The sequence below is a fragment of the Neisseria sp. P0016.S008 genome (assembly GCF_051957775.1).
Taxonomy (GTDB): domain Bacteria; phylum Pseudomonadota; class Gammaproteobacteria; order Burkholderiales; family Neisseriaceae; genus Neisseria; species Neisseria flavescens_B.
In genome coordinates this window covers 1-21,087 of sequence record NZ_JBQCWB010000003.1, presented here as the reverse complement: position 1 = coordinate 21,087, position 21,087 = coordinate 1, and the positions used below count along the sequence as shown (strand labels likewise).

Sequence of the window (21,087 nt, the reverse complement as noted above, 5' to 3'; positions counted from 1 at the left end):
AGCAGCCAATCAACAGGCCGTCTGAAAGTTTTGTATGTCTTTAGCCCAACCCAAACGTATTCTGATCATCAAATTGCGCCATCATGGCGATGTGCTTTTGAGCACGCCGGTGGTCGATGCGCTGAAAACCCGTTTCCCCGATTGCGAAATCGATATGCTGGTATACGCCGGTACGGGGCAGCTGATTGCCGATAATCCGCAGATTGCGCAGATTTTTACCATTGATCGAAATTGGAAGAAGCTGGGCGTATTCAAACAGTTGGCGTGTGAGAAAAACCTTTTGTCTAAGCTGAAGGCGCGTGATTACGACTGGGCTTTCAATCTGTCCGATCAATGGCGCGCGGCAATAATCGCCAAACTGTGCGCCCGTTGCAGCGTGGGCTTGGACTGCATCAAGCGCGACGGTTTTTGGTGGCGTTTCTGTCATGATTTTATCAACCATGAGCTTGATACCAGCCATCATATCGTTGAAAACCAGTTGAATATTCTCGCGCCGCTTATCCAGCCGGAAGATGTAGCTGATGCCAAAGTGCGCCTTTGGGTGGCACAAGATGCAAGGGAAAGCATGCAGCAGAAATTGCGTGAGCAGGGTTGGAACGGCGAAGATTATGTGTTGCTGCACCCGGGTGCGCGTTGGCATTTCAAATGTTGGGAAGACGGCAAAAACGCCGCCATCGTACAGCTTCTGCTCAACAGCGGGCAGAATGTCGTATTGACTGCTTCTCCCGACACTGTCGAACAATACATGCTTCAGGAAATTATAGGCCGTCTGAATATTCCGGAAGGCAGAAAAGTATATGTGTTGTCCGGATGCTTGAGCCTGCGTGAATTGGCGGCGGCCATTGAGGGTGCCAAACTGTTTGTCGGTGTCGATTCCGCACCGATGCACATCGCCGCAGCTTTGGATAAACCGCAAATCGCTTTGTTTGGCGCGTCATGGGTGGATAAATGGCGTCCGTATTCCGAGCAGGCGGAAGTCATTTATGCCGGCGATTATGCCGAATTGCCGCATCCCGACAGCATCGATACCAACGATCCGACACGTCTGTTGAAAGCGATTCCGTTGCAGGATGTGTGGGACAAAATTTCGGCCAAATTGGAGGCGTTGGAGGCTTAAAACCGCTTACCACGATCCGTTAAACGTTTTAGCTTTGCGCCAAAACGCCCATTTGGAACGGCGGCCGATTTCCAGCGTGCCGCCGTTTTCGCCGTCTGTGGTAATGCATACAGTTTTCAGACGGCCTGAGGCGAGTGCGTCCCATAAAGGCGAAAACCAACGGGTTTCCCAGCTTTCCAAAATATCTTTGTATGCCCAAACATCGCCTGTCTGTAAGGTGGAAACCAAATCGTCTAAGAAGACAAGGCCGTCTGAAACCGTGTTGCCTGTTTCTTGAATCATCTCAAACCAAGCCTTCAAATCATACGGCGCATCGAGTTTGGGCGTATCCGAAAAACGCGCCCATGCGCTGTCTGATGCGACGATATCCGCAGACTGTGTACCGTCCACGTCATTCCACAGCCACAAACCGTTGATTTCCGGCAATCCTTGTTGTTCACGCGCTTGGTTAATCGGATGCGTGTGGAGAAACATTTGGATTTCCGTCTGCATGGCCAACCAAGACACCGCATCTTTGCCGTGTGCCTGACCGTCCATTTCCGGCTGTCCGCACACATCCAAAACACATTCCGCACCCCAATCTTCAATCTTCGGCATACTGAGTAGCCACATGCTTTCGCAAAGCGGCTCGAATTGCCAATCTTTATCTTGATAAAACGCCGACAAATCCGCACATAACCGTTGCGCCTCCTCTTTTGGGATGCCGATAAACTCGCCGCTGATAATGTTGACATGGTGCATGCCCATTTGTTGCCAAACCGGAGAGGCAAAAGCGGCTGTGCGTTTTTGGCTTGTGTGGCGTAAACGTTGCACTTGGGTAATGAGGCTGCCGTTCCACAAATGGCGGCCGTAAAATTCAGACGGCCTGAGTGTTTCTTTGCGTAATATGCCGTAACGCAAAAGACGGTTAAAAGCAGGTAGGGAAAGCGCAGGCACGGATTCGTCGGCAAAGCGGTTGAGCGAGGGGAGGGCGAGGGTCAGCTTCATAAGCGCAAATAGATAGAAAAACCGTTATTTTACGCGACAAATGATGCGTTTCGGAACCTTGCCCTCATGTACTCAAAAAGAGCCGTTCAGACGGTCGGTTTGGAAAAAACGGGCTGTCATGCTAAAATGCGTGGCGTAAATTTCAGAAAAACAGGGTGTAAATCAACACAATAGCCCTGATAATAACGTCAATCTCAAACACGACCTCATTCATTCCGAGTGAAAACCTGATTTTCAGATCGGAAAAAAGACTCAAAGTCCTTTATCCCCAAAACTGTTTAAACCAGCAGGCGGTCGCGGCAGGCCGGATGTGCCGGCATTCTGCAAACTTCAAAAACAGACCGCCCCATTAAGGATAACGCGTGATTAAAAACAAATATTCCATTCGATTCAAAGCAACCCTCTTAGCGTTTCTGCTGCCGGCTTCAGGCATCATGACCGCATACGCCATTACCGATCCTAAACCAGCACAGACCGATTTCAAAGTCGAGCGTATTTCCGAAGAGCTGCCTGCCGTTTATGTGGAAACCAATACCTATCAATCCAGCTATTGGGTGCAAGAAGTTGTCCAAGCCGGCGACTCTTTGGCAGACGTTTTGACGCGCATGGGTGTCAACCAAGAAGACATCAAGCAAATCATGGCGAAAAACAATGCCAACCTTGACATGAAAAACCTGCGGACCAACCAATCCGTCAATATCCGCATCGACTCTTCAGGCCAAGTGACCGACGTTCAATTCTTTACCGATGAAGAATTGGAACGCAACCTGGTCGCTTTGGAAAAAGTCAAAGGCAAATGGCGCATCTCCAATGCCGAAATCGACATGAAAACCATGCCGACCCTGCGCTCCGTACAAATCCGCACTTCCGCCATCGGCGATATGCTCCGTGCCGAAATCCCTTCCGAAGTTTATATCCAGCTCAAAGAAATCTTTGCCGATTCGTTCAATATGAGCGACTTGGGCGAAGGCGATACCGTGCGTCTTTTGTACAACAGTATGTATTTCCGCGGCCAGCAAATGGCGGTCGGCGATATTTTGGCGGCTGAAGTGGTCAAAGACGGCAAAACCTACCAAGCCTATTATTACAGCCAAGGTAAAGGCGACGAAGAAAGCGGTAGCTACTACGACCAAAACGGTAAGTCCCTGCAACAAAAAGAAGGCTTTAATACCGAGCCTGTTGCATACACGCGCATTTCTTCCCCGTTCGGCTATCGTGTCCACCCGGTTCTGCATACCGTCCGTATGCACACCGGTATCGACTATGCCGCGCCGACCGGTACGCCGATTAAGGCTGCTGCCGACGGCGAAGTGATTTTCAAAGGTTGGAAAGGCGGCTACGGCAATACCGTGATGATTCGACATACCAACGGTGTGGAAACCCTGTACGGCCACATGAGTGCGTTCAGCCCTGCCGACGGCAGAGTCCGTGCCGGCGAAGTGATTGGTTTTGTCGGTACAACCGGCCGTTCGACCGGTCCGCACCTGCATTACGAAGCACGCGTCAACGGCCAGCCGGTCAACCCGACTACCGTCGCCCTGCCGACGCCGAAATTGACTCCGACCAATATGGCCGCGTTCCGCAAACAGCAAAAAGATGCCAGCACGATGTTGTCTACCATCCGCTCTTTGCCGGTTTCCGTAGCGCAGCTGGATTAATAAGATAAAGGCCGTCTGAATAAGGTTTCTTTCAGACGGCCTTTTCCATTAAAATCGATACCTCAACGCCCACGTTTACTCAGAGAAAGCTTATGTCTGCTCATCAGCCCATTATCCAATCCCTGCTTGATACCGACCTGTACAAATTCACCATGCTGCAAGTCGTGTTGCACCAATTCCCGCAAACCCACAGCCTCTACGAATTCCGCTGTCGCAACAAAGAGATGGTGTATCCGCTGGCCGATATTCAAGAAGACTTGGAACGCGAACTCGACGCCCTGTGCCAGCTGCGCTTTACGCATGACGAACTCGACTATCTGCGCAGCCTGCGCTTTATCAAAAGCGACTTTGTCGATTATCTCGAACTTTTCCAACTCCAACGCCGCTTCGTCCAAGTCAGCCCTGACGATCAAGGCCGTCTGAACATCCGCATCGAAGGCCCGATGATACAGGCGATGTTCTTCGAGATTTTCATTCTTGCCATCGTCAACGAACTCTATTTCCGCCGCTTGGAAACACCTGCCGTCATCGAAGAGGGCGAGCGCCGTCTGCAGGCCAAAGCGCAACAGCTGAAAGAAATCGCGGCTACACAAAATCCGAATGATCCGCCGTTCCTTATTTCCGATTTCGGCACGCGCCGCCGCTACACCCTCGCATGGCAGGAACACGTTATCCGCACCTTGCTGGAAGCTGCTCCCGACATTGTGCGCGGTACCAGCAACGTTTATCTCGCCAAAAAAATCGGCATCACACCAATCGGCACCATGGCGCATGAGTTCCTCCAAGCCTTCCAAGCCTTGGACGTACGTTTGCGCAATTTCCAAAAAGCCGCGCTGGAAAGCTGGGTACACGAATATCGCGGCGACCTCGGTATCGCCCTGACCGACGTGGTCGGCATGGATGCCTTCTTGCGCGACTTCGATCTGTACTTCGCCAAACTCTTTGACGGCCTGCGTCACGACAGTGGCGATCCTTATGTTTGGGGCGATAAAGCCTACGAGCATTACAAAAAACTCAAAATCGACAGCCGCACCAAAATGCTGACCTTTTCAGACGGCCTCGATATTGAGCGTTCATGGGCGTTGCACCAATACTTCAAAGACCGTTTCAAAACCAGTTTCGGTATCGGTACCAACCTGACCAACGACTTGGGACACACGCCTTTGAACATTGTCTTGAAGCTCGTCGAGTGTAACGGACAATCCGTCGCCAAGCTCTCCGACTCCCCGGGCAAAACCATGACCACCAATAACACCTTCCTCGCTTACCTGCGCCAAGTGTTTGATGTACCGGAGCCGGAAGAGAAAGCCTAAAAACAAAGGCCGTCTGAAATATTCAGACGGCCTTTTAAATTAATCCATATCGCTTTCAGGTAATTCTGCCGAACCCATGCGGCGCAGGATGATATTGGTTTTGTTGTGCATCCGTTTGCTCTTAGGGTGGTCTGCGTAAAACAGCGGAGCCGGAACGCGTGCCGTGAGTTTGGCGGCTTGTTGGCGGGTGAGGGTGGAGGCAGGTTTCTTGTAGAAATACTGAGACGCAGCTTCCGCGCCGAATACGCCGTAGTGCCATTCAATTGAGTTCAGATACAGCTCAAAAATGCGGTCTTTGTCGGTAACGGCTTCCATCATCGCGGTAATCGCCGCTTCTTCGCCTTTGCGGATGTAACTGCGGCTTTCGTTGAGAAACAGGTTTTTCGCCAGTTGCTGGCTGATGGTCGAACCGCCGGCTTTGACTTCGCCGCTTTGCTTATTGCGTTTCATGGCGTATTTGATGCCGTTCCAGTCAAAGCCGCTGTGTTCGGCAAAGTTGGCGTCTTCGGAAGCAATCAGGGCTTTTTTGAGGTTGACGGAAATTTGGTCGTAAGGCACCCAGCGGTAATCCAGCTCGACATCGCGGCCTTCTTTTGCAAACTGGCTCATGCGCATGGACATGAAGGCGGTTTTGCTGGGCGCGACGGCGCGGTAGGTAATGATGTTGCCGTACACATAAGCGTTGAAGAAAATGAAGATGCCGATGGGCAGGGCAATCAGCCATTTGATGATGCGGAACATGGTTACAGGGCTTTCATGTATTCGATAACAGGGCGGATATCGGGCGTAAATCCGCGCCAAATATGGTAAGAGGCGGCAGCCTGACCGACCAGCATGCCCAGGCCGTCTGAAACTTTGGCCGCGCCGTTGCTTTGGGCAAAGTTCAAAAACGCCTGCGCCGCTTCGCCGTAAACCATATCGTAGGCAAGGCGGCAGTTGCGGAAAATTTCAGGACTGACGGCAGGAAGCTGACCGCTCAAGCCGCCGGACGTGCCGTTGATGATGATATCAAAACCGCCGTTCAAATCCGCCATCGGGACAGCTTCAATGCCGAAAAGCCGCGCCAATTCCTCGGCTTTGGCGTGGGTACGGTTGGCAATGACGATACGGGCAGGGCGGTGTTCTTTCAAAACTGGAATCACGCCGCGCACCGCGCCGCCTGCGCCCAAAAGCAAAATGGTTTTGCCCTCGATGGCAATATTTTTGACCTGCGTGATGTCGTTGGCCAAACCGATACCGTCGGTATTGTCGCCGCGTATTCTGCCGTCTTCCAACCACACCAGCGTATTGACCGCGCCGGCAGTCAAAGCGCGTTCGGAATGTTCGTCCGCCAGCGCAAAAGCTTCCTGCTTGAACGGAACGGTTACATTCGCACCTTGCCCGCCCTCGGCACGAAACGCCGCAACAGCCTCGGCAAAACCGCTGATGTCGGCGCAAATGCGCTCATATTCGATGGCCGCGCCTTCTTGAAGTGCGAATTGCTGATGGATTTGCGGCGATTTACTGTGTGCAACAGGGTTGCCGAAAACGGCGTAACGTGGGGTGATTTTTATCATTTTATATTCCGAAAGAGGGGAAACCATTTTATAACGGCAGGGTTGAGGATGGAAATGGTAAATCTGGATTTTTGGGTACAACTTTGGTAGGTAAATTTATGCACTTGTGAAAGAACGTAGTTTTTTTACAATGTGTGCATATTTTATTTGTATAAATAAAGGGATATAAAATGAATAAAATGATTTTTTCAGCAATATTGTTGCTGGGTTTTATAGCTCAGGCTTGCGCGTCAGATTGGGTAAAAATAGGCTATGGTGATGATTTTGTTACTTTTGGTGATGTCTCTAGCCGCACTAGAGACAGGGCTTGGTTTGAAACCAGATATACTAAACCTCAAAAACTTTCTAATGGTAAATTTTATATGAGTGAGAAGCAACTATTCGAGTTTTCATGTAATGATAAGTCTTATCGCACTTTGACTGTGGTTTGGTATTCTAGATCAGGTATGCAAGTGGATTTGGATACTTTGTCTCATACTAGAGAGTACATTATTCCAGATACAAGAGGAGAAGTTATGTATGATTTTGTTTGTTTCCATTCTCCTCGATAATATTTTTTAAAATCAACAAAACATCTATGCCGTCCCAGCATTTTTGGAGCGGCATATTTTTAATCACCAAGGGATACAAATGGCAACACGTACTCATTACGATAATTTAAAAATATCGCGTAATGCAACGACACAGGAAATCAAAAAGGCTTATCGGCGATTGGCTCAAAAATATCATCCAGACCGTAATGGTAATTCGGCTGAAAGCCAGCGTATCATGAAAATCATTAATCAGGCATATGCCGTATTGTCAGATCCTGAAAGTCGTCGGGCTTATGATAGAAAATTAATGGAGCAAGAGAGGGAAGAACGAGAAGCAGAACAGGTGAAACAACGGCAACAAGCGTACGAGAGACAGCAGGCATACGAGAGACAACAAGAGCAAGAAAAACGGCAACGGACCAAAGAAGAATATTGGAGGCAGGAAGGCTATCGACAACAAAAAGAAGAGGAAATGTATCGCCAGCAAACGGCTGCTCAAGAAGAAAAAGTAGAAAAAAATGAGGAGAAGGAAGATACAAATGGAGTTTTTTTAGTAATTATAATTTTTATTATAATTGGTTTATTTATTATTGCTATGAGTGGAGAATCACAGATTGATCGCTATGAAGCCACGAATCCAATAGCTCCTGCAAGTGTAGAGGATTCTTTAGATAAGTCTTCATGGGTTAATGAAACGGATGAATCCAATAATTCAGAATTGGAGTTAAATGCAGCAAGTTCTCCTGAGCCCATGCAGGTAGAAATTGAGAATTTGAGGGCGCAACTGGAGGCTGCTAAAGCTGCTTCTGAGGCGGCTGCGGAGCAGCAACGTCAAGAGCAGGAAATATATACTCAGAACAAAATTGCTCAATGTAGGCAAATTGCACGCAATATTGGTTATTACGAAACATTGGCTTCACTCTGTGAGTTTACACCGAAGCGTAGCAATAATGATATTTCGGCTCAATGGAGTGCTGAAGGATGTGGTAATTATATGGACATCAATGAAGCAACGAAGGAAACAGAAAAATCAGCACGCAATTTGGAAGATAAGATTAATCAAATTGATGGAAGCGAATCATATGATAATTTCTGTAAGGGACAGTGGCGATTTTGGAAAGAAATTGATGATGGGAAAAGGTAGTTTTGAGTGATTGATGTAATGTAAAATTGTTGACAATTAAACAGTCTGAAACTATATTTCATTGCGTAAAAACGGGTGCCCTGATGTATTTCAGACGGCCTTACCGTGGTAGAATAACAAATTAAACCCAATCCCTCAGGAGCTGAAGATGTCCATCAAAGACGCTGTAAAACTGATTGAAGAAAGCGAAGCCCGCTTCGTAGATTTGCGCTTTACCGATACCAAAGGCAAGCAGCACCACTTTACCGTACCTGCCCGCATCGTCCTCGACGATCCCGAAGAATGGTTCGAAAACGGTCAAGCGTTTGACGGTTCGTCCATCGGCGGTTGGAAAGGTATTCAGGCTTCCGATATGCAGTTGCGTCCCGATGCGTCTACAGCCTTCGTCGATCCTTTCTACGACGATACCACCGTTGTCTTTACCTGCGATGTCATCGATCCTGCCGACGGCCAAGGCTACGACCGCGACCCGCGCTCCATCGCACGCCGCGCCGAAGCCTATTTGAAATCTTCCGGCATCGGCGACACTGCCTATTTCGGCCCTGAGCCTGAATTCTTCGTTTTCGACGGCGTAGAATTTGAAACCGACATGCACAAAACCCGTTACGAAATCACTTCCGAAAGCGGCGCATGGTCAAGCGGCCTGCATTTGGACGGTCAAAACACCGGCCACCGCCCGGCCGTCAAAGGCGGTTATGCACCGGTTGCACCGATTGACTGCGGCCAAGACCTGCGTTCTGCCATGGTCAATATTTTGGAAGAACTCGGTATCGAAGTGGAAGTCCATCACAGTGAAGTCGGTACCGGCAGCCAAATGGAAATCGGCACGCGTTTTGCCACTCTGGTTAAACGTGCCGACCAAACCCAAGACATGAAATACGTGATTCAAAACGTTACCCACAACTTTGGCAAAACCGCTACATTTATGCCCAAACCCATCATGGGCGACAACGGCAGCGGTATGCATGTTCACCAATCCATTTGGAAAGACGGTCAAAACCTGTTCTCAGGCGACGGCTATGCCGGTTTGTCCGATACCGCCCTTTATTACATCGGCGGCATCATCAAACACGCCAAAGCCCTGAACGCGATTACCAATCCGTCCACCAACTCCTACAAACGCCTCGTGCCGCACTTTGAAGCGCCGACCAAGCTGGCATACTCCGCCAAAAACCGTTCCGCTTCCATCCGCATTCCGTCTGTGAACAGCAGCAAAGCACGCCGTATCGAAGCGCGTTTCCCTGATCCGACCGCCAACCCATACTTGGCATTTGCCGCCCTGCTGATGGCCGGTTTGGACGGTATTCAAAACAAAATCCATCCGGGCGACCCAGCCGATAAAAACCTGTACGACCTGCCACCGGAAGAAGACGCACTCGTCCCAACCGTCTGCGCTTCTTTGGAAGAAGCACTGGCCGCCCTCAAAGCCGACCATGAATTCCTCCTGCGCGGCGGCGTGTTTAGCAAAGACTGGATCGACAGCTACATTGCCTTTAAAGAGGAAGATGTCCGCCGTATCCGCATGGCACCGCATCCGCTGGAATTTGAAATGTATTACAGCCTGTAAAACAGCTGAGGCATTTGAAATAGGAAATCAAAGGCCGTCTGAAACTGGATTGAAGTTTCAGACGGCCTTTAGGCTTGAAATAGATAGGACGCTCGAATTGGGTATGATAGCGAGAAGCAATGAATCATGCTGTTTGAAAGCCTTTATGGAATCATTGCCTTGTGTTAAATTGTGCTAATGAAATCATTTAATCAAAAAGGTTATACAGAATGAAGAAAATAATTGGTTTGGCCATTGCGGCGGCATTTGGTTTGAGCGCGTGCAGTAATTTGGATCACAAAACCGCGCACGAGGTAATGTCGATTTCCAATGACCGTATTTTAAAAGAAGACCACAGCTTTAACATCACAGGCAGCTCCAGGGTATATATCAGCCCATTGGCTGAAGCTGTATTGGCAGATGAAAAGGTAGAAGAGAAAGCTAAAGCGGAAGTAGAGGATGCCAAAGCAAAAGCGGAGGATGCTATGGCGAAAGCAGAGGATGCGGCAGCCTCTATGGAAAACACTCAAGAAGAAGATAATCCTTTGAAGCAGGAGTTTTCTGAACAAGAAGAAGCCGAGTTCCGCAATGCAATGCTTGATGCCTTGCCGGATGGCACCATTGCACAAGTTGCCATTAATTATCTGGATAAATATCCCGCTATATCAAGCTACATAGAACGGACTCATTTGAATTATGAGGTGGCTGTTGACCTATCAACGCGTCAGTTTGAGATGATTCCTGAATTGGCCATCAACAACCACAATGAAAAACTTAGTATCAAACTTCCTATGAAACTGGATGCGGAAAAATGGGAAATTTATATGGATCCGCCTGCCAGTGCTGCTGCCATTATTAGTGTGTACACCGATGAGAAAATCGGCAAACGTTTGATTAAAGAACCTTTAAAAGTGAGTTTGAAAGATAGTACTGATTTGAAAGGCGTGCCTTTTGATCATATCGCTGAAGCGGCAATGCGTGCTTGGTTGAGCATTAATAAGTCTCTACCTGCTGATGCATATGTATTCAAAGAAATGGATGAATTTGGTAAATCACACAAAGCACGTTATCGAGTGCGTTATGTCATGAAGCCTGAATATGATCCTATCGTAATGAAGGCAATGGCTAAGGCTTTTGATGAAGAGTTGTCGAAATTGCAGAAAACGCCACAACCTGGATCAACAGAAGAAGAGTATCAGAAAGCAAAAGAAATTTTCAGTGCATTCACTAGTTTAAGCGAAAGTATTCAACCGCTTAACTTTAAACGGGTATTCGGCAAAAATCCTGTTACTGACTATTATCTCGACCGCAAAGGCCGTATGTTGGCTTCCCGTATGTATTTGCAAATCAATGGGATAGATAAGGCCATCAATATTGTTGGCGACAGCGTGTACAGCAATTACGGCAAACCAGTCTTCAAATTTAATCCGCAAGGTAAAGGCATTACTTGGGAAGAGCTGAAAGAGTCTTTCAGTTCGAATAAAAAAGAAGACGATTAAAGCCTCAGGCCGTCTGAAAGGATATTTTCTGTTTTCAGACGGCATGTTTGATAAGGAAAACCATGTTTGCAAATTTTGATTTAGGCGTATTTCTGCTGGCAGTATTGCCCGTGTTGTTGGCCATTACCGTGCGCGAAGTGGCACGCGGTTATACGGCGCGGTATTGGGGCGACCATACCGGCGAGCAGTTTGGGCGTTTGACCCTCAATCCGCTGCCGCACATCGACCCTGTCGGTACGATTGTCGTGCCGCTGGTGTGTCTGATGATAGGCAGTTTTCTGTTCGGCTGGGCGCGTCCTATGCCCATCGATTCGCGCAATTTCCGCGATCCGCGCCGTGCGTGGCGTTGGGTGTCGATTTCAGGTCCGATTGCCAATCTGATTTTGGCGTTCTTTTGGGGCTTTGTCGTCGTATTTTCCGCGCATGTGCCTGAGTCTTATCAAGCGCCATTGGTGCAGATGGCTGGTTACGGCGTGATGGTGAACTCGATTTGGGTCGCGTTCAGCCTGATTCCGATTTTGCCTTGGGACGGCGGTATTTTTATCGATACCTTCCTTAACGCCAAACAGTCCATGCAGTTCCGTAAAATCGAGCCATACGGCACATGGATTATCCTGATCCTGTTGTTTACCGGCCTGCTGGCCAAACTGATTTGGCCGATTATCGCCATGATTCAGGCCGCAGTGCAGATGGTGGTCATGCTGTTTATTTAAATGTTGTGGCTTAAAAGGCCGTCTGAAGCTCAGTTTCAGACGGCCTTTTCATTGTGCAACATGTAAATACGATTGGAAAAGTTGCTTAAAAATTGTACAATTTCAGCCCTTTCAATTTGGCGCAAACATCATGCACATCGGCGGCTATTTCATTGACAACCCCATCGCACTTGCCCCCATGGCAGGCATTACGGACAAACCGTTCCGCCGGATTTGCCGCGAGTTTGGCGCAGGGTGGGCGGTATGCGAAATGCTGACCAGCGATCCGAGCTTGCGCCATACCAAAAAAACCTTGCGCCGTAGCGATTTTGAAGGCGAGGGCGGAGTGGTGGCCGTGCAAATTGCCGGCAGCGATCCGCAGCAGATGGCAGAAGCCGCGCGTTACAACGTCGGCTTGGGCGCGCAGGTGATTGACATCAATATGGGCTGCCCGGCCAAAAAAGTCTGCAATGTGCAGGCGGGCAGCGCATTAATGCAAAACGAGCCTTTGGTTGGCGAAATCTTGGAAGCCGTTGTCAACGCGGTGGACGTACCCGTTACCCTCAAGACCCGTTTGGGCTGGCACAATGAACATCAAAACTTGCCGACCATCGCCAAAATCGCCGAAGAGTCAGGCATCGCAGCCCTTGCCATCCATGGCCGTACCCGTACGCAGATGTACAAAGGCGAAGCACGTTACGAACTGATTGCCGAAACCAAAGGCCGTCTGAACATCCCCGTTTGGGTCAACGGCGATATCACTTCGCCGCAAAAAGCCGCCTCCGTCCTCAAGCAAACCGCTGCCGACGGCATCATGATAGGGCGTGGCGCACAAGGCAGGCCGTGGCTTTTCCGTGATTTAAAACATTACGCCGAACACGGCGTTTTGCCGCCAGCCTTGAGCTTGGCAGAATGCAACGCCACCATTTTGAACCATATCCGCGCCATGCATGAATTTTATGGCGAAATTGCCGGCGTGCGCATCGCCCGCAAACACATCGGCTGGTACATCGACGAAATGCCCGACGGTGAACAAACACGCCGAGAAATCAACCGCTTGGACAGCGCCATGGCACAATACGATACCCTTGCCACCTATCTTGAGACGCTTTCAGAGAAAACCGACCGTTGGGTATGCCATTATCGGGAAGGCTAAAGAGTTTCAGACGGCCTCATCATCTAAAAACAAATCTACAGAAAGACATCACGATGAATCAAACGACTACTGACATTGCGCAATGTATCGAACAAAACTTACGACAATACTTCAAAGACTTGGATGGTACGGAACCTTGCGGCGTGTACGATATGGTGTTGCACCAAGTTGAAAAGCCGATGCTTGCCTGCGTGATGGAGCAATGTGGCGGCAACCAGTCTAAAGCTGCCGTTATTTTGGGTTTGAACCGCAATACCTTGCGTAAAAAATTACAACAGCACGGTATGCTGTAATACTGCAGGGAAACCCGTCCTGACGGTCGAAGGAGAAATAACAATGCAAAATTCGAATAAATTAAATATCCATTTCATCTTGCACGAGGCATTTGAAGTGCCGGGAGCATATTTGAAATGGGCGCAATGGCGCGGACATAACATCAGTGCAACCAAAGTGTACGAAAGGGAAGCTCTGCCTGATAATGTGGACGATATAGATTTTTTGATTGTAATGGGCGGGCCGCAATCGCCTGATGAAGACAGACAGGCATTCCCGTATTACTACCCCAAATCCGAGCTGCGCCTGATGTGTCAGGCGATGGCGGCGGATAAATATATTGTCGGCGTGTGTTTGGGTGCGCAGCTTTTATCCGTTGCCTACGGTGCGCGCCACACGCGCAGCCCTGAGCGTGAAATCGGCATTTATCCGATTGAACTGACGGCGGAAGGTTTGGCGGATACCCATGTTTCCCTGTTGGGCAAAACCCTGAATACCGGCCATTGGCACGGCGATATGCCCGGTTTGACGAATGAGGCGGTTGTGTTGGCAACCAGCAAAGGCTGTCCGCGCCAGATTATCCGTTTTGCGCCCAAACATTATGCCTTCCAAGCCCATTTGGAGTTTGACCGCGAAGCCGTCGGGATGCTGATTGCGGCGGACGGGCGCGAAAATGTGGCCGAACAAAGTCAAGCCCAAACTTATGTCCAACATCCGGATAAAATCGAAGCGGCGGATTTTGGTGAAATGAATGCCAAACTTTTCGACTTTTTGGATTCGCTGACACAATCAAAATAAAAACAGCTTGAAAAGGCTTCAGGCCGTCTGAAAGCCAGAGAAGAAACGATTAATTTTTTGCCATGAGTTGAACCATGCTTTACCAAATACTCGCACTGTTAATCTGGGGCAGCTCGTTTATCGCTGCCAAGTATTCCTACGAGATGATCGACCCGACGCTGATGGTTGAGACGCGGTTGTTGATTGCCGCGTTGATGGTGCTGCCGTCGTGCCGCCGTCATTTGGGTAGGATTCCGCGGAGCGAGTGGAAACCGTTGCTGTGGATTTCCTTTGTCAACTACGTTGTCGTTTTGATGCTCCAGTTTATCGGTTTGAAATATACATCCGCTGCCAGCGCGGTTACCATGGTGGGGTTGGAGCCTTTACTGGTGGTCTTTGTCGGTCATTTCTTCTTCAACGACAAAGCCAAACTTTACCACTGGATTTGCTGCGCGGTGGCGTTTGCCGGCGTGGGCATGATGGTAATGGGCGGTGCAGAAGAGGGCGGTACGATTGACTGGTTCGGCTGTCTGCTGATTTTGCTTGCGGGATTGGGTTTTGCTGGTGTGATACGTCCGAGCCAGCAGATGATTGCCCGTATCGGTGCGCCCGCATTTACCGCAGCTTCCATGGCAGTGGCAGCGGTGTTGTGTCTGCCGTTTTCGCTGGTGTTGGCAGACAGCTATCAAATCAACTGGTCATGGGGCGGTACGCTGTCGATTTTGTATATGGGGATCGGTTGCAGTTGGCTTGCCTATCTGTTGTGGAACAAAGGCATGAACAAAGTCCCAGCCAACGTCTCCGGCCTGCTGATTTCGCTTGAGCCTGTCATCGGCGTTATCATGGCGGTGTTACTTTTGGGCGAACATTTAAGTGCCATGTCTGCGATGGGTATTACCGTCGTTATTGCGTCCACTTTTGTCGCCGGTATGTTGTCGCGTGTCAGCAATAAACACAAAAAGGCCGTCTGAAAACGGTTTCAGACGGCCTGAAGTCAGCAGTACTTTTTCAATAAAACATTTTGGGAAAATTTCTATGAAACGCATTATATCCCTACTTTTGCTTGCCTGTCCTGTCTTGGCGTCGGCTGCACCCGATAACGACAAAGCCGCCGTACAGGCCGTCATTGCCAAGTATTACAACCGACCGCTTGCCGCGCACAAATGCCAGCTTACCGAGCCGCCGAAAGACAGTGAGACAGCATCTGACAATATTATGTATTGCATGAAACCCGTTGCCGACCATACCGTAACGCGCAACGGCAAAGCCACGCGCTATGTGCTGTACACAGGTTTTGCCTACGATATGGAACAAAAAGTAAAACAGGACGCGCATGCTTCTTCGGGTCTGGCGGAATTGTTTGTTTTGGAGAAAGCAGACGGTAAGTGGGCAATCAAACAACATGGAAGCGATGAAATTGGCGCATGGGGGGATGTGCCGGAGAATAAGGATTGGCGGTTTGTCCAGATGGGTGAGCAAAACTGGGGCTACACTGTCGAATCAGGTTATACAGGTCAGGGTGAAACGACAACCGGAGAAAATTTCCTGTTTACCGATAATAGCAACCGTGTCCGTAAAAGCTTAATTATCAACGGTAACGATAACGGCGCGTATTACGGCAATTGCGATGAATATAAAGGGCGTGAAAAACGAAACTGCAAAGACAGATATACCAGCCTGGAAGCCAAAATTGCTTTTGACAAAAGCCGTCCTGTCGTATCCGGCGTATGGGCGTTAGTTGCAAAACTCAGCGGCGTATCTGGAAAGAAAAAATATAAAAATCAAAAATATGTAATTCCATACAATGGCAAAACCCACGTCGCCCCCAAAAACTATCCCTTAGGCGGACAATAGTTCCCTCAAAAACGCTTTTATCAAACCATTACTACCTCAAATCAAATCCCGTGAAAGAAACGCATAAACTTTGGGCCGCCCTCATCATTACCGGCATTATCGGCGGCATGGTCGGCATTGTATTAACCGAAATCATGCATACGATTCAACATCTTGCCTATGGTTACGGTTCAGACGGCCTATACGTTTCTTTCCGCGAGGGCGTATCGCAGGCAAGTCCGGAACGACGTATCGGCGTGATGGCCTTTTGCGGCGTGCTGGTTGGTTTGGGGTGGTGGTTGCTCAAACGCTACGGTAGGCCGCAACCGAGCATTAAAGCCGTGGTTAAAAATCCGCTTGCCGGTTTTCCATTTTTTGAAACCGTCAGCCATGCACTGTTGCAAATCATTACCGTCGGGCTGGGTTCGCCGCTCGGCCGCGAAGTTGCGCCGCGCGAAATGACCGCCGCTTTCGCCTCAGTCGGTGTCAACCGTTTCGGGTTGGGCGAAGACGACGCAAGGCTGGTCATTGCTTGCGCCTCGGGTGCAGGTTTGGCGGCCGTGTATAACGTGCCGCTCGCCTCCACACTTTTCATCCTCGAAGCCATGCTGGGCTTGTGGACGCAGCAAGCCGTCGCCGCCGCATTGCTGACTTCAGTCATCGCCACCGCCGTCGCGCGCATCGGCTTGGGCGACGTGCAGCAATATCATCCTGCCAACCTTTCCATCAACACCTCATTACTTTGGTTTTCCGCCATCATCGGCCCGATACTGGGCGCAACTGCCGTCTTTTTCCAGCGTACCGCCCAAAAGTTCCCCTTCATCAAGCGCGACAACATCAAAATCATTCCCTTGGCCGTCTGCATGTTTGCACTCATCGGCGTGATTGCCGTTTGGTTTCCCGAAATTTTGGGCAACGGCAAAGCAGGCAACCAACTGACCTTTGGCGGATTGATCGACTGGCAACACAGCCTTGAGCTGACCGCCGTCAAATGGCTGGTTGTCTTAATGGCGCTGGCGGCAGGCGCATACGGCGGCCTGATTACCCCGTCCATGATGCTCGGCAGTACCATCGCCTTTGCCGCTGCAGCCGCGTGGAATAGTTTTTTCCCTGAAATGTCGTCCGAAAGCGCGGCCGTTGTCGGCGCCGCCGTTTTCCTCGGCGTTTCCCTCAAAATGCCCCTGACAGCCATAGCCTTTATTTTGGAGCTCACCTACGCCCCCGTTGCCTTACTCATGCCATTATGCACAGGCATGGCAGGCGCAGTATGGGTGGCAAAGAAAATGGGATTTAAATAGGCAAAAGCAAAAGGCCGTCTGAAACCAAGTTTCAGACGGCCTTTTACAATAAAATTGTTAACAATATTTGCAAAACCTACTGCCAAAAATGCGAAACTGGGGGATAATACCGCCCTGAAAATTCATCCCATACTGATTAAACCTTCAACAAAGGAAATCCAAATGTCTTCCATCAAACGCGCCCTGATCAGCCTATCCGACAAGACAGGCGCAGTCGAATTTGCCCAAACCCTGACCAAGCTCGGTGTTGAAATCCTCTCTACCGGCGGTACAGCAAAGCTCTTGGCTGATGCAGGCGTTCCCGTTATCGAAGTTGCCGACTATACCGGCTTCCCCGAAATGCTCGACGGCCGCGTGAAAACCCTGCATCCGAAAATCCACGGCGGCATCCTCGGCCGTCGCGATTTGGACGAACACGTCGCCAAGATGGAAGAACACAGCATCGGCAACATCGACCTCGTGTGCGTCAACCTCTACCCCTTCGCCGCTACCATCGCCAAACCAAACTGCACACTGGAAGACGCGATTGAAAACATCGACATCGGCGGCCCGACCATGGTGCGCTCTGCCGCGAAAAACTGGAAACACGTCGCCATCGTTACCGACACAGCCGATTTCCCCGTTATCGCCGCCGAACTCGAAGCCAACAACGGCGCATTGAGCGACAAAACCCGTTTCAACCTTTCACGCAAAGCATTCAGCCATACCGCCCAATACGACGGCATGATTTCCAACTACCTGACCTCGCTTTCAGACGACGTCTTGAGCGGCCAGCCCCAAATCGGCGAATTTCCAAGCCAGTTCAACCAAAGCTGGATTAAAGTGCAAGACATGCGCTACGGCGAAAACCCGCACCAACGCGCCGCGTTCTACCGCGATATTTACCCAGCCGCAGGCAGCCTTTCCGCCTACAAACAGCTGCAAGGCAAAGAATTGTCGTACAACAACATCGCCGATGCCGATGCCGCATGGGAAGCCGTCAAATCCTTTGACTCACCGGCCTGCGTGATTGTGAAACATGCCAATCCGTGCGGCGTAGCCATCGCCTCCAATACCCTGGATGCCTACAAACTCGCCTACGCTACCGATACCACCAGCGCATTCGGCGGCATCATCGCCTTCAACCGCGAAGTGGACGGCGAAACCGTCAAACAAATTACCGACAACCAATTTATGGAAGTCCTCATGGCGCCGAAGTTCACCGCCGAAGCCCTCGAAATCGCCGCTGCCAAGAAAAACGTGCGCGTATTGGAAGTGCCGCTTGAGGCAGGTGCCAACCGCTTTGAACTCAAACGTGTCGGCGGCGGACTATTGGTACAAACCCCCGACATCCACCGCCTCAACCGCGCCGATTTGAAAGTCGTCTCCAAACGCCAACCGACCGAGCAAGAATGGAACGACCTGATGTTTGTTTGGAACGTCGCAAAATACGTCAAATCCAACGCCATCGTCTTCGGCAAAGGCGGCCAAACCTACGGCATCGGCGCAGGCCAAATGAGCCGCGTGGACAGCACCCGCATCGCCGCCCGCAAAGCTCAAGATGCCAATCTCGACCTCAACGGCGCATGTGCCGCTTCCGATGCCTTCTTCCCATTCCGCGATGGCGTAGATGTCATTGCCGAGCAGGGCATCAAAGCCATCATCCATCCGGCAGGCTCCATGCGCGACCAAGAAGTCTTTGACGCAGCGGACGAACACGGCATCGCCATGGTTATAACCGGCATCCGCCATTTCCGCCACTAATAAGCTGATATAAAATAAAGGCCGTCTGAAAACAAAGTTTCAATATCATGAAACCCATTTTCAGACGGCCTTCTTCAATCATCAAACAATTTAGCGGACTAACTGCAAATCAGGACAAAACAACCAAGTTCCAGCCAGCCCGATTAATGCAGCAACACGACGCCACACAACCCTAAAACCAACCCACTCAGAGAAAAAACATGAAACACATCCTCCTCATTCTTACCCTCGCCACACTCACCGCCTGCGCCTCCAGCCACACCGGCGGCTACGGCTATGCCGGCAACAACGGCGCCTCCGCAGGCGTGACCCAAACATTCCGTTGGTAAGGCCGTCTGAAAAACAACATAGTTTTCTACAATAGAGAACAAACAAATCCCAAACGTAAAGGCAAGTTTTACACTTGCCTTTTTAACGCCGTCCATCGGCTTAATAGCGCATAAATTCGTATCATTTGTTCACTATTTATATGTTAGGAAACGTAAAAGGCCGTCTGAAAACAGGCAATACAAACCCGTTACACGTTTCAAGCCGATCTTCAATACAAATTTCATTAATTCTCTAAATAAAAGCCCATATTTAAATCTATCACCAAAGAAACTATTTAAATCATATATTATTCAGTAATCATTATTGTTTGAGAATAAAAAAGTAAAATCAAATAGCTAGAAAAGCCGTTTAAAAAAAGCAACAAGTAAATTTAACGGGCATGACCGTTGAGGCCGAAAAAGTAACACTTTATCGGAAGAGTTGATTTACGAAACCAAACGCATATAAAATTTGGACAAGGATTCCGAATGCATTGAAAGAAGCTGACAAAAAGTGACTTGTTAAGAAACAAGCTGACAAAAAACGGCACATCGTTTCCCAAACTTCACAAGCTTCCCAAAATGTATCAGCATAAAATCCCATAAAACAGGCTTTTAGCTGCTATTCGGCCGAGTGGAGACTTTTGGCACGGGAATTGCATACAGGAGATTACGGCATGAAACCGCATAAAGGGGAGACTCTGAAATGCGGCAAATGTGTGGACAGGCGGTTTACAGCCGAGCAACACGTCCCAAAAGAAATCAAACCCCTTACAGGAAAATCGATATGAATAAAGTCTTTAAAGTCATTTGGAACCACGCGACCCAGACATGGACCGCGGTTTCCGAAATCAGCCATGCACACGGCAAAAAATCCGCTTCTGACAAGCGTAAAGCCGTAGCTGCTGCAGTGGTTGCAGCAGGTGCTTTGATGGCATCTAGCGGAGCAGAGGCCGATGTAAGATTGGGAGGTAGCGCAGTAAACATCACTCCTGATGGCACTTACAACGGTTCTAACAGAAACGTTGGTGTGAACTCTGTTGTAGTGGGTTATCAAAATACTGCCAGCAGCCAAGATGGCACTATCGCTTACGGTGCTAACAATACTGCGACTGCAAACGCAGCATTGGCTGTGGGTAATAACAATATCGCAACCGGCGGCGCATCGACTGCAATGGGTGTAAGCTCTGTTGCAAGTGGCGAAGCTTCTGTTGCAATCGGTAATGTAGCCCAAGCAACGCAAATTCGTGCGACTGCAGTAGGTAACCGTGCAACTGCTACTCAAGACTCCGCAAGTGCTTTTGGTAACCGTGCAAATGCTGGTGCACAATTTGCAACAGCTATTGGTGATAACTCCAATGCAAATGCTGCTGCAGTTGCTGTAGGTACGCATGCAAACGCTGAAAAACAAGATTCTATCGCTATTGGTAACAACGCTCACGGTGCTTGGACCAATGCTATTGCTGTCGGTAAAGATAGCGTAGCAAAACAAGACCACGCGATTGCAGCAGGTACTAGCGCAAATGCGTCAGGTATTCAAGCCGTCGGCGTTGGTTCATATACAAAAGCAGAAGGTAATCTGACAGTTGCAGTTGGTCCATATGCGCAAGCCAATAAAGAAGCTGCAGTTGCTGTAGGTTCTAACGCTACTGCT

Annotated in this window: 20 protein-coding genes; 17 read left to right on the top strand and 3 right to left on the bottom strand. The window is 49.6% G+C overall.

Translation table 11 applies throughout. The annotated features are described in order from the left end of the window. The first annotated feature begins 34 nt into the window (after window positions 1–34). Window positions 35–1,117, top strand: a complete 1,083-nt coding sequence (rfaQ, locus tag ACTHS8_RS04265) for a putative lipopolysaccharide heptosyltransferase III (RefSeq protein WP_440373080.1) — start codon at window positions 35–37, stop codon at window positions 1,115–1,117. 6 nt (window positions 1,118–1,123) lie between these two features. Here rfaQ and ACTHS8_RS04260 read toward each other — a convergent pair whose 3' ends face one another. Further along, a complete protein-coding gene (locus tag ACTHS8_RS04260) occupies window positions 1,124–2,104 on the bottom strand; it encodes a hypothetical protein (RefSeq protein ID WP_440373079.1) in 981 nt (326 codons plus the stop codon). A 362-nt stretch (window positions 2,105–2,466) separates the two neighbouring features. Here ACTHS8_RS04260 and ACTHS8_RS04255 point away from each other — a divergent pair, with 362 nt between their 5' ends. After that, window positions 2,467–3,762 (top strand): M23 family metallopeptidase, encoded by a 1,296-nt coding sequence (locus tag ACTHS8_RS04255; protein ID WP_440373078.1) that lies wholly within the window; start codon window positions 2,467–2,469, stop codon window positions 3,760–3,762. Window positions 3,763–3,854: 92 nt separating this feature from the next. Next, window positions 3,855–5,075 carry a nicotinate phosphoribosyltransferase gene (gene pncB, locus ACTHS8_RS04250; protein WP_440373077.1) on the top strand — a complete coding sequence of 407 codons (1,221 nt, stop codon included), beginning with the start codon at window positions 3,855–3,857 and terminating at the stop codon, window positions 5,073–5,075. A 39-nt stretch (window positions 5,076–5,114) separates the two neighbouring features. Here the strand turns inward: pncB and mtgA are convergent, their stop codons facing one another. Continuing rightward, window positions 5,115–5,816: a monofunctional biosynthetic peptidoglycan transglycosylase gene (gene mtgA / locus ACTHS8_RS04245; protein ID WP_308904786.1), complete on the bottom strand. Its 702-nt coding sequence runs from the start codon at window positions 5,814–5,816 to the stop codon at window positions 5,115–5,117. Between the two features lie 2 nt (window positions 5,817–5,818). Beyond that, window positions 5,819–6,628 carry a shikimate dehydrogenase gene (gene aroE, locus ACTHS8_RS04240; RefSeq protein WP_440373234.1) on the bottom strand — a complete coding sequence of 270 codons (810 nt, stop codon included), beginning with the start codon at window positions 6,626–6,628 and terminating at the stop codon, window positions 5,819–5,821. 173 nt (window positions 6,629–6,801) lie between these two features. Between aroE and ACTHS8_RS04235 the strand changes: the two genes are divergently transcribed. The 14 genes from ACTHS8_RS04235 to ACTHS8_RS04170 form a co-directional block, all read left to right on the top strand. Then, window positions 6,802–7,182, top strand: coding sequence for a surface-adhesin E family protein (locus tag ACTHS8_RS04235; RefSeq protein ID WP_440373076.1), 381 nt, complete (start codon window positions 6,802–6,804; stop codon window positions 7,180–7,182). A gap of 79 nt (window positions 7,183–7,261) precedes the next feature. Then, the gene (locus ACTHS8_RS04230) at window positions 7,262–8,308 is read left to right on the top strand and encodes a DnaJ domain-containing protein (protein WP_440373075.1); all 1,047 of its coding nucleotides are present in this window, start codon (window positions 7,262–7,264) and stop codon (window positions 8,306–8,308) included. A gap of 148 nt (window positions 8,309–8,456) precedes the next feature. Then, the gene (gene glnA, locus ACTHS8_RS04225; protein WP_440373074.1) at window positions 8,457–9,875 is read left to right on the top strand and encodes a type I glutamate--ammonia ligase; all 1,419 of its coding nucleotides are present in this window, start codon (window positions 8,457–8,459) and stop codon (window positions 9,873–9,875) included. A 209-nt stretch (window positions 9,876–10,084) separates the two neighbouring features. Then, window positions 10,085–11,353, top strand: coding sequence for a hypothetical protein (locus ACTHS8_RS04220; protein ID WP_440373073.1), 1,269 nt, complete (start codon window positions 10,085–10,087; stop codon window positions 11,351–11,353). Between the two features lie 62 nt (window positions 11,354–11,415). Beyond that, window positions 11,416–12,066 carry a site-2 protease family protein gene (locus ACTHS8_RS04215; protein WP_440373072.1) on the top strand — a complete coding sequence of 217 codons (651 nt, stop codon included), beginning with the start codon at window positions 11,416–11,418 and terminating at the stop codon, window positions 12,064–12,066. A gap of 130 nt (window positions 12,067–12,196) precedes the next feature. Further along, window positions 12,197–13,201, top strand: a complete 1,005-nt coding sequence (dusB, locus tag ACTHS8_RS04210; protein ID WP_440373071.1) for a tRNA dihydrouridine synthase DusB — start codon at window positions 12,197–12,199, stop codon at window positions 13,199–13,201. A gap of 53 nt (window positions 13,202–13,254) precedes the next feature. After that, complete coding sequence (locus ACTHS8_RS04205; protein ID WP_003684241.1) at window positions 13,255–13,494, top strand: Fis family transcriptional regulator; 240 nt, start codon at window positions 13,255–13,257, stop codon at window positions 13,492–13,494. 43 nt (window positions 13,495–13,537) lie between these two features. After that, complete coding sequence (locus ACTHS8_RS04200) at window positions 13,538–14,272, top strand: glutamine amidotransferase-related protein (RefSeq protein ID WP_440373070.1); 735 nt, start codon at window positions 13,538–13,540, stop codon at window positions 14,270–14,272. A gap of 74 nt (window positions 14,273–14,346) precedes the next feature. After that, entirely contained in the window at window positions 14,347–15,222 is an 876-nt protein-coding gene (locus tag ACTHS8_RS04195) for a DMT family transporter (RefSeq protein ID WP_440373069.1), read from the top strand. A 64-nt stretch (window positions 15,223–15,286) separates the two neighbouring features. Then, window positions 15,287–16,105 carry a hypothetical protein gene (locus tag ACTHS8_RS04190; protein ID WP_440373068.1) on the top strand — a complete coding sequence of 273 codons (819 nt, stop codon included), beginning with the start codon at window positions 15,287–15,289 and terminating at the stop codon, window positions 16,103–16,105. A 107-nt stretch (window positions 16,106–16,212) separates the two neighbouring features. After that, window positions 16,213–17,382: a chloride channel protein gene (locus tag ACTHS8_RS04185; RefSeq protein ID WP_440373233.1), complete on the top strand. Its 1,170-nt coding sequence runs from the start codon at window positions 16,213–16,215 to the stop codon at window positions 17,380–17,382. Between the two features lie 162 nt (window positions 17,383–17,544). Next, complete coding sequence (purH, locus tag ACTHS8_RS04180; RefSeq protein WP_440373067.1) at window positions 17,545–19,125, top strand: bifunctional phosphoribosylaminoimidazolecarboxamide formyltransferase/IMP cyclohydrolase; 1,581 nt, start codon at window positions 17,545–17,547, stop codon at window positions 19,123–19,125. 200 nt (window positions 19,126–19,325) lie between these two features. Further along, window positions 19,326–19,454 carry a hypothetical protein gene (locus ACTHS8_RS04175; protein ID WP_256388401.1) on the top strand — a complete coding sequence of 43 codons (129 nt, stop codon included), beginning with the start codon at window positions 19,326–19,328 and terminating at the stop codon, window positions 19,452–19,454. A 766-nt stretch (window positions 19,455–20,220) separates the two neighbouring features. Further along, the coding region (locus ACTHS8_RS04170; RefSeq protein WP_440373066.1) for an ESPR-type extended signal peptide-containing protein at window positions 20,221–21,087 on the top strand (867 nt) is incomplete at its 3' end.

Bases quoted from the DNA above. Each gene is read 5' to 3' on its own strand.
- ACTHS8_RS04260 (WP_440373079.1), bottom strand. From the start codon at position 2,104: ATGAAGCTGACCCTCGCCCTCCCCTCGCTCAACCGCTTTGCCGACGAA.
- ACTHS8_RS04215 (WP_440373072.1), top strand. From the start codon at position 11,416: ATGTTTGCAAATTTTGATTTAGGCGTATTTCTGCTGGCAGTATTGCCC.
- ACTHS8_RS04220 (WP_440373073.1), top strand. From the start codon at position 10,085: ATGAAGAAAATAATTGGTTTGGCCATTGCGGCGGCATTTGGTTTGAGC.
- rfaQ (WP_440373080.1), top strand. From the start codon at position 35: ATGTCTTTAGCCCAACCCAAACGTATTCTGATCATCAAATTGCGCCAT.
- dusB (WP_440373071.1), top strand. From the start codon at position 12,197: ATGCACATCGGCGGCTATTTCATTGACAACCCCATCGCACTTGCCCCC.
- ACTHS8_RS04185 (WP_440373233.1), top strand. From the start codon at position 16,213: ATGGTCGGCATTGTATTAACCGAAATCATGCATACGATTCAACATCTT.
- glnA (WP_440373074.1), top strand. From the start codon at position 8,457: ATGTCCATCAAAGACGCTGTAAAACTGATTGAAGAAAGCGAAGCCCGC.
- purH (WP_440373067.1), top strand. From the start codon at position 17,545: ATGTCTTCCATCAAACGCGCCCTGATCAGCCTATCCGACAAGACAGGC.
- ACTHS8_RS04205 (WP_003684241.1), top strand. From the start codon at position 13,255: ATGAATCAAACGACTACTGACATTGCGCAATGTATCGAACAAAACTTA.
- pncB (WP_440373077.1), top strand. From the start codon at position 3,855: ATGTCTGCTCATCAGCCCATTATCCAATCCCTGCTTGATACCGACCTG.
- ACTHS8_RS04195 (WP_440373069.1), top strand. From the start codon at position 14,347: ATGCTTTACCAAATACTCGCACTGTTAATCTGGGGCAGCTCGTTTATC.
- ACTHS8_RS04230 (WP_440373075.1), top strand. From the start codon at position 7,262: ATGGCAACACGTACTCATTACGATAATTTAAAAATATCGCGTAATGCA.
- ACTHS8_RS04200 (WP_440373070.1), top strand. From the start codon at position 13,538: ATGCAAAATTCGAATAAATTAAATATCCATTTCATCTTGCACGAGGCA.
- mtgA (WP_308904786.1), bottom strand. From the start codon at position 5,816: ATGTTCCGCATCATCAAATGGCTGATTGCCCTGCCCATCGGCATCTTC.
- ACTHS8_RS04235 (WP_440373076.1), top strand. From the start codon at position 6,802: ATGAATAAAATGATTTTTTCAGCAATATTGTTGCTGGGTTTTATAGCT.
- ACTHS8_RS04190 (WP_440373068.1), top strand. From the start codon at position 15,287: ATGAAACGCATTATATCCCTACTTTTGCTTGCCTGTCCTGTCTTGGCG.
- ACTHS8_RS04175 (WP_256388401.1), top strand. From the start codon at position 19,326: ATGAAACACATCCTCCTCATTCTTACCCTCGCCACACTCACCGCCTGC.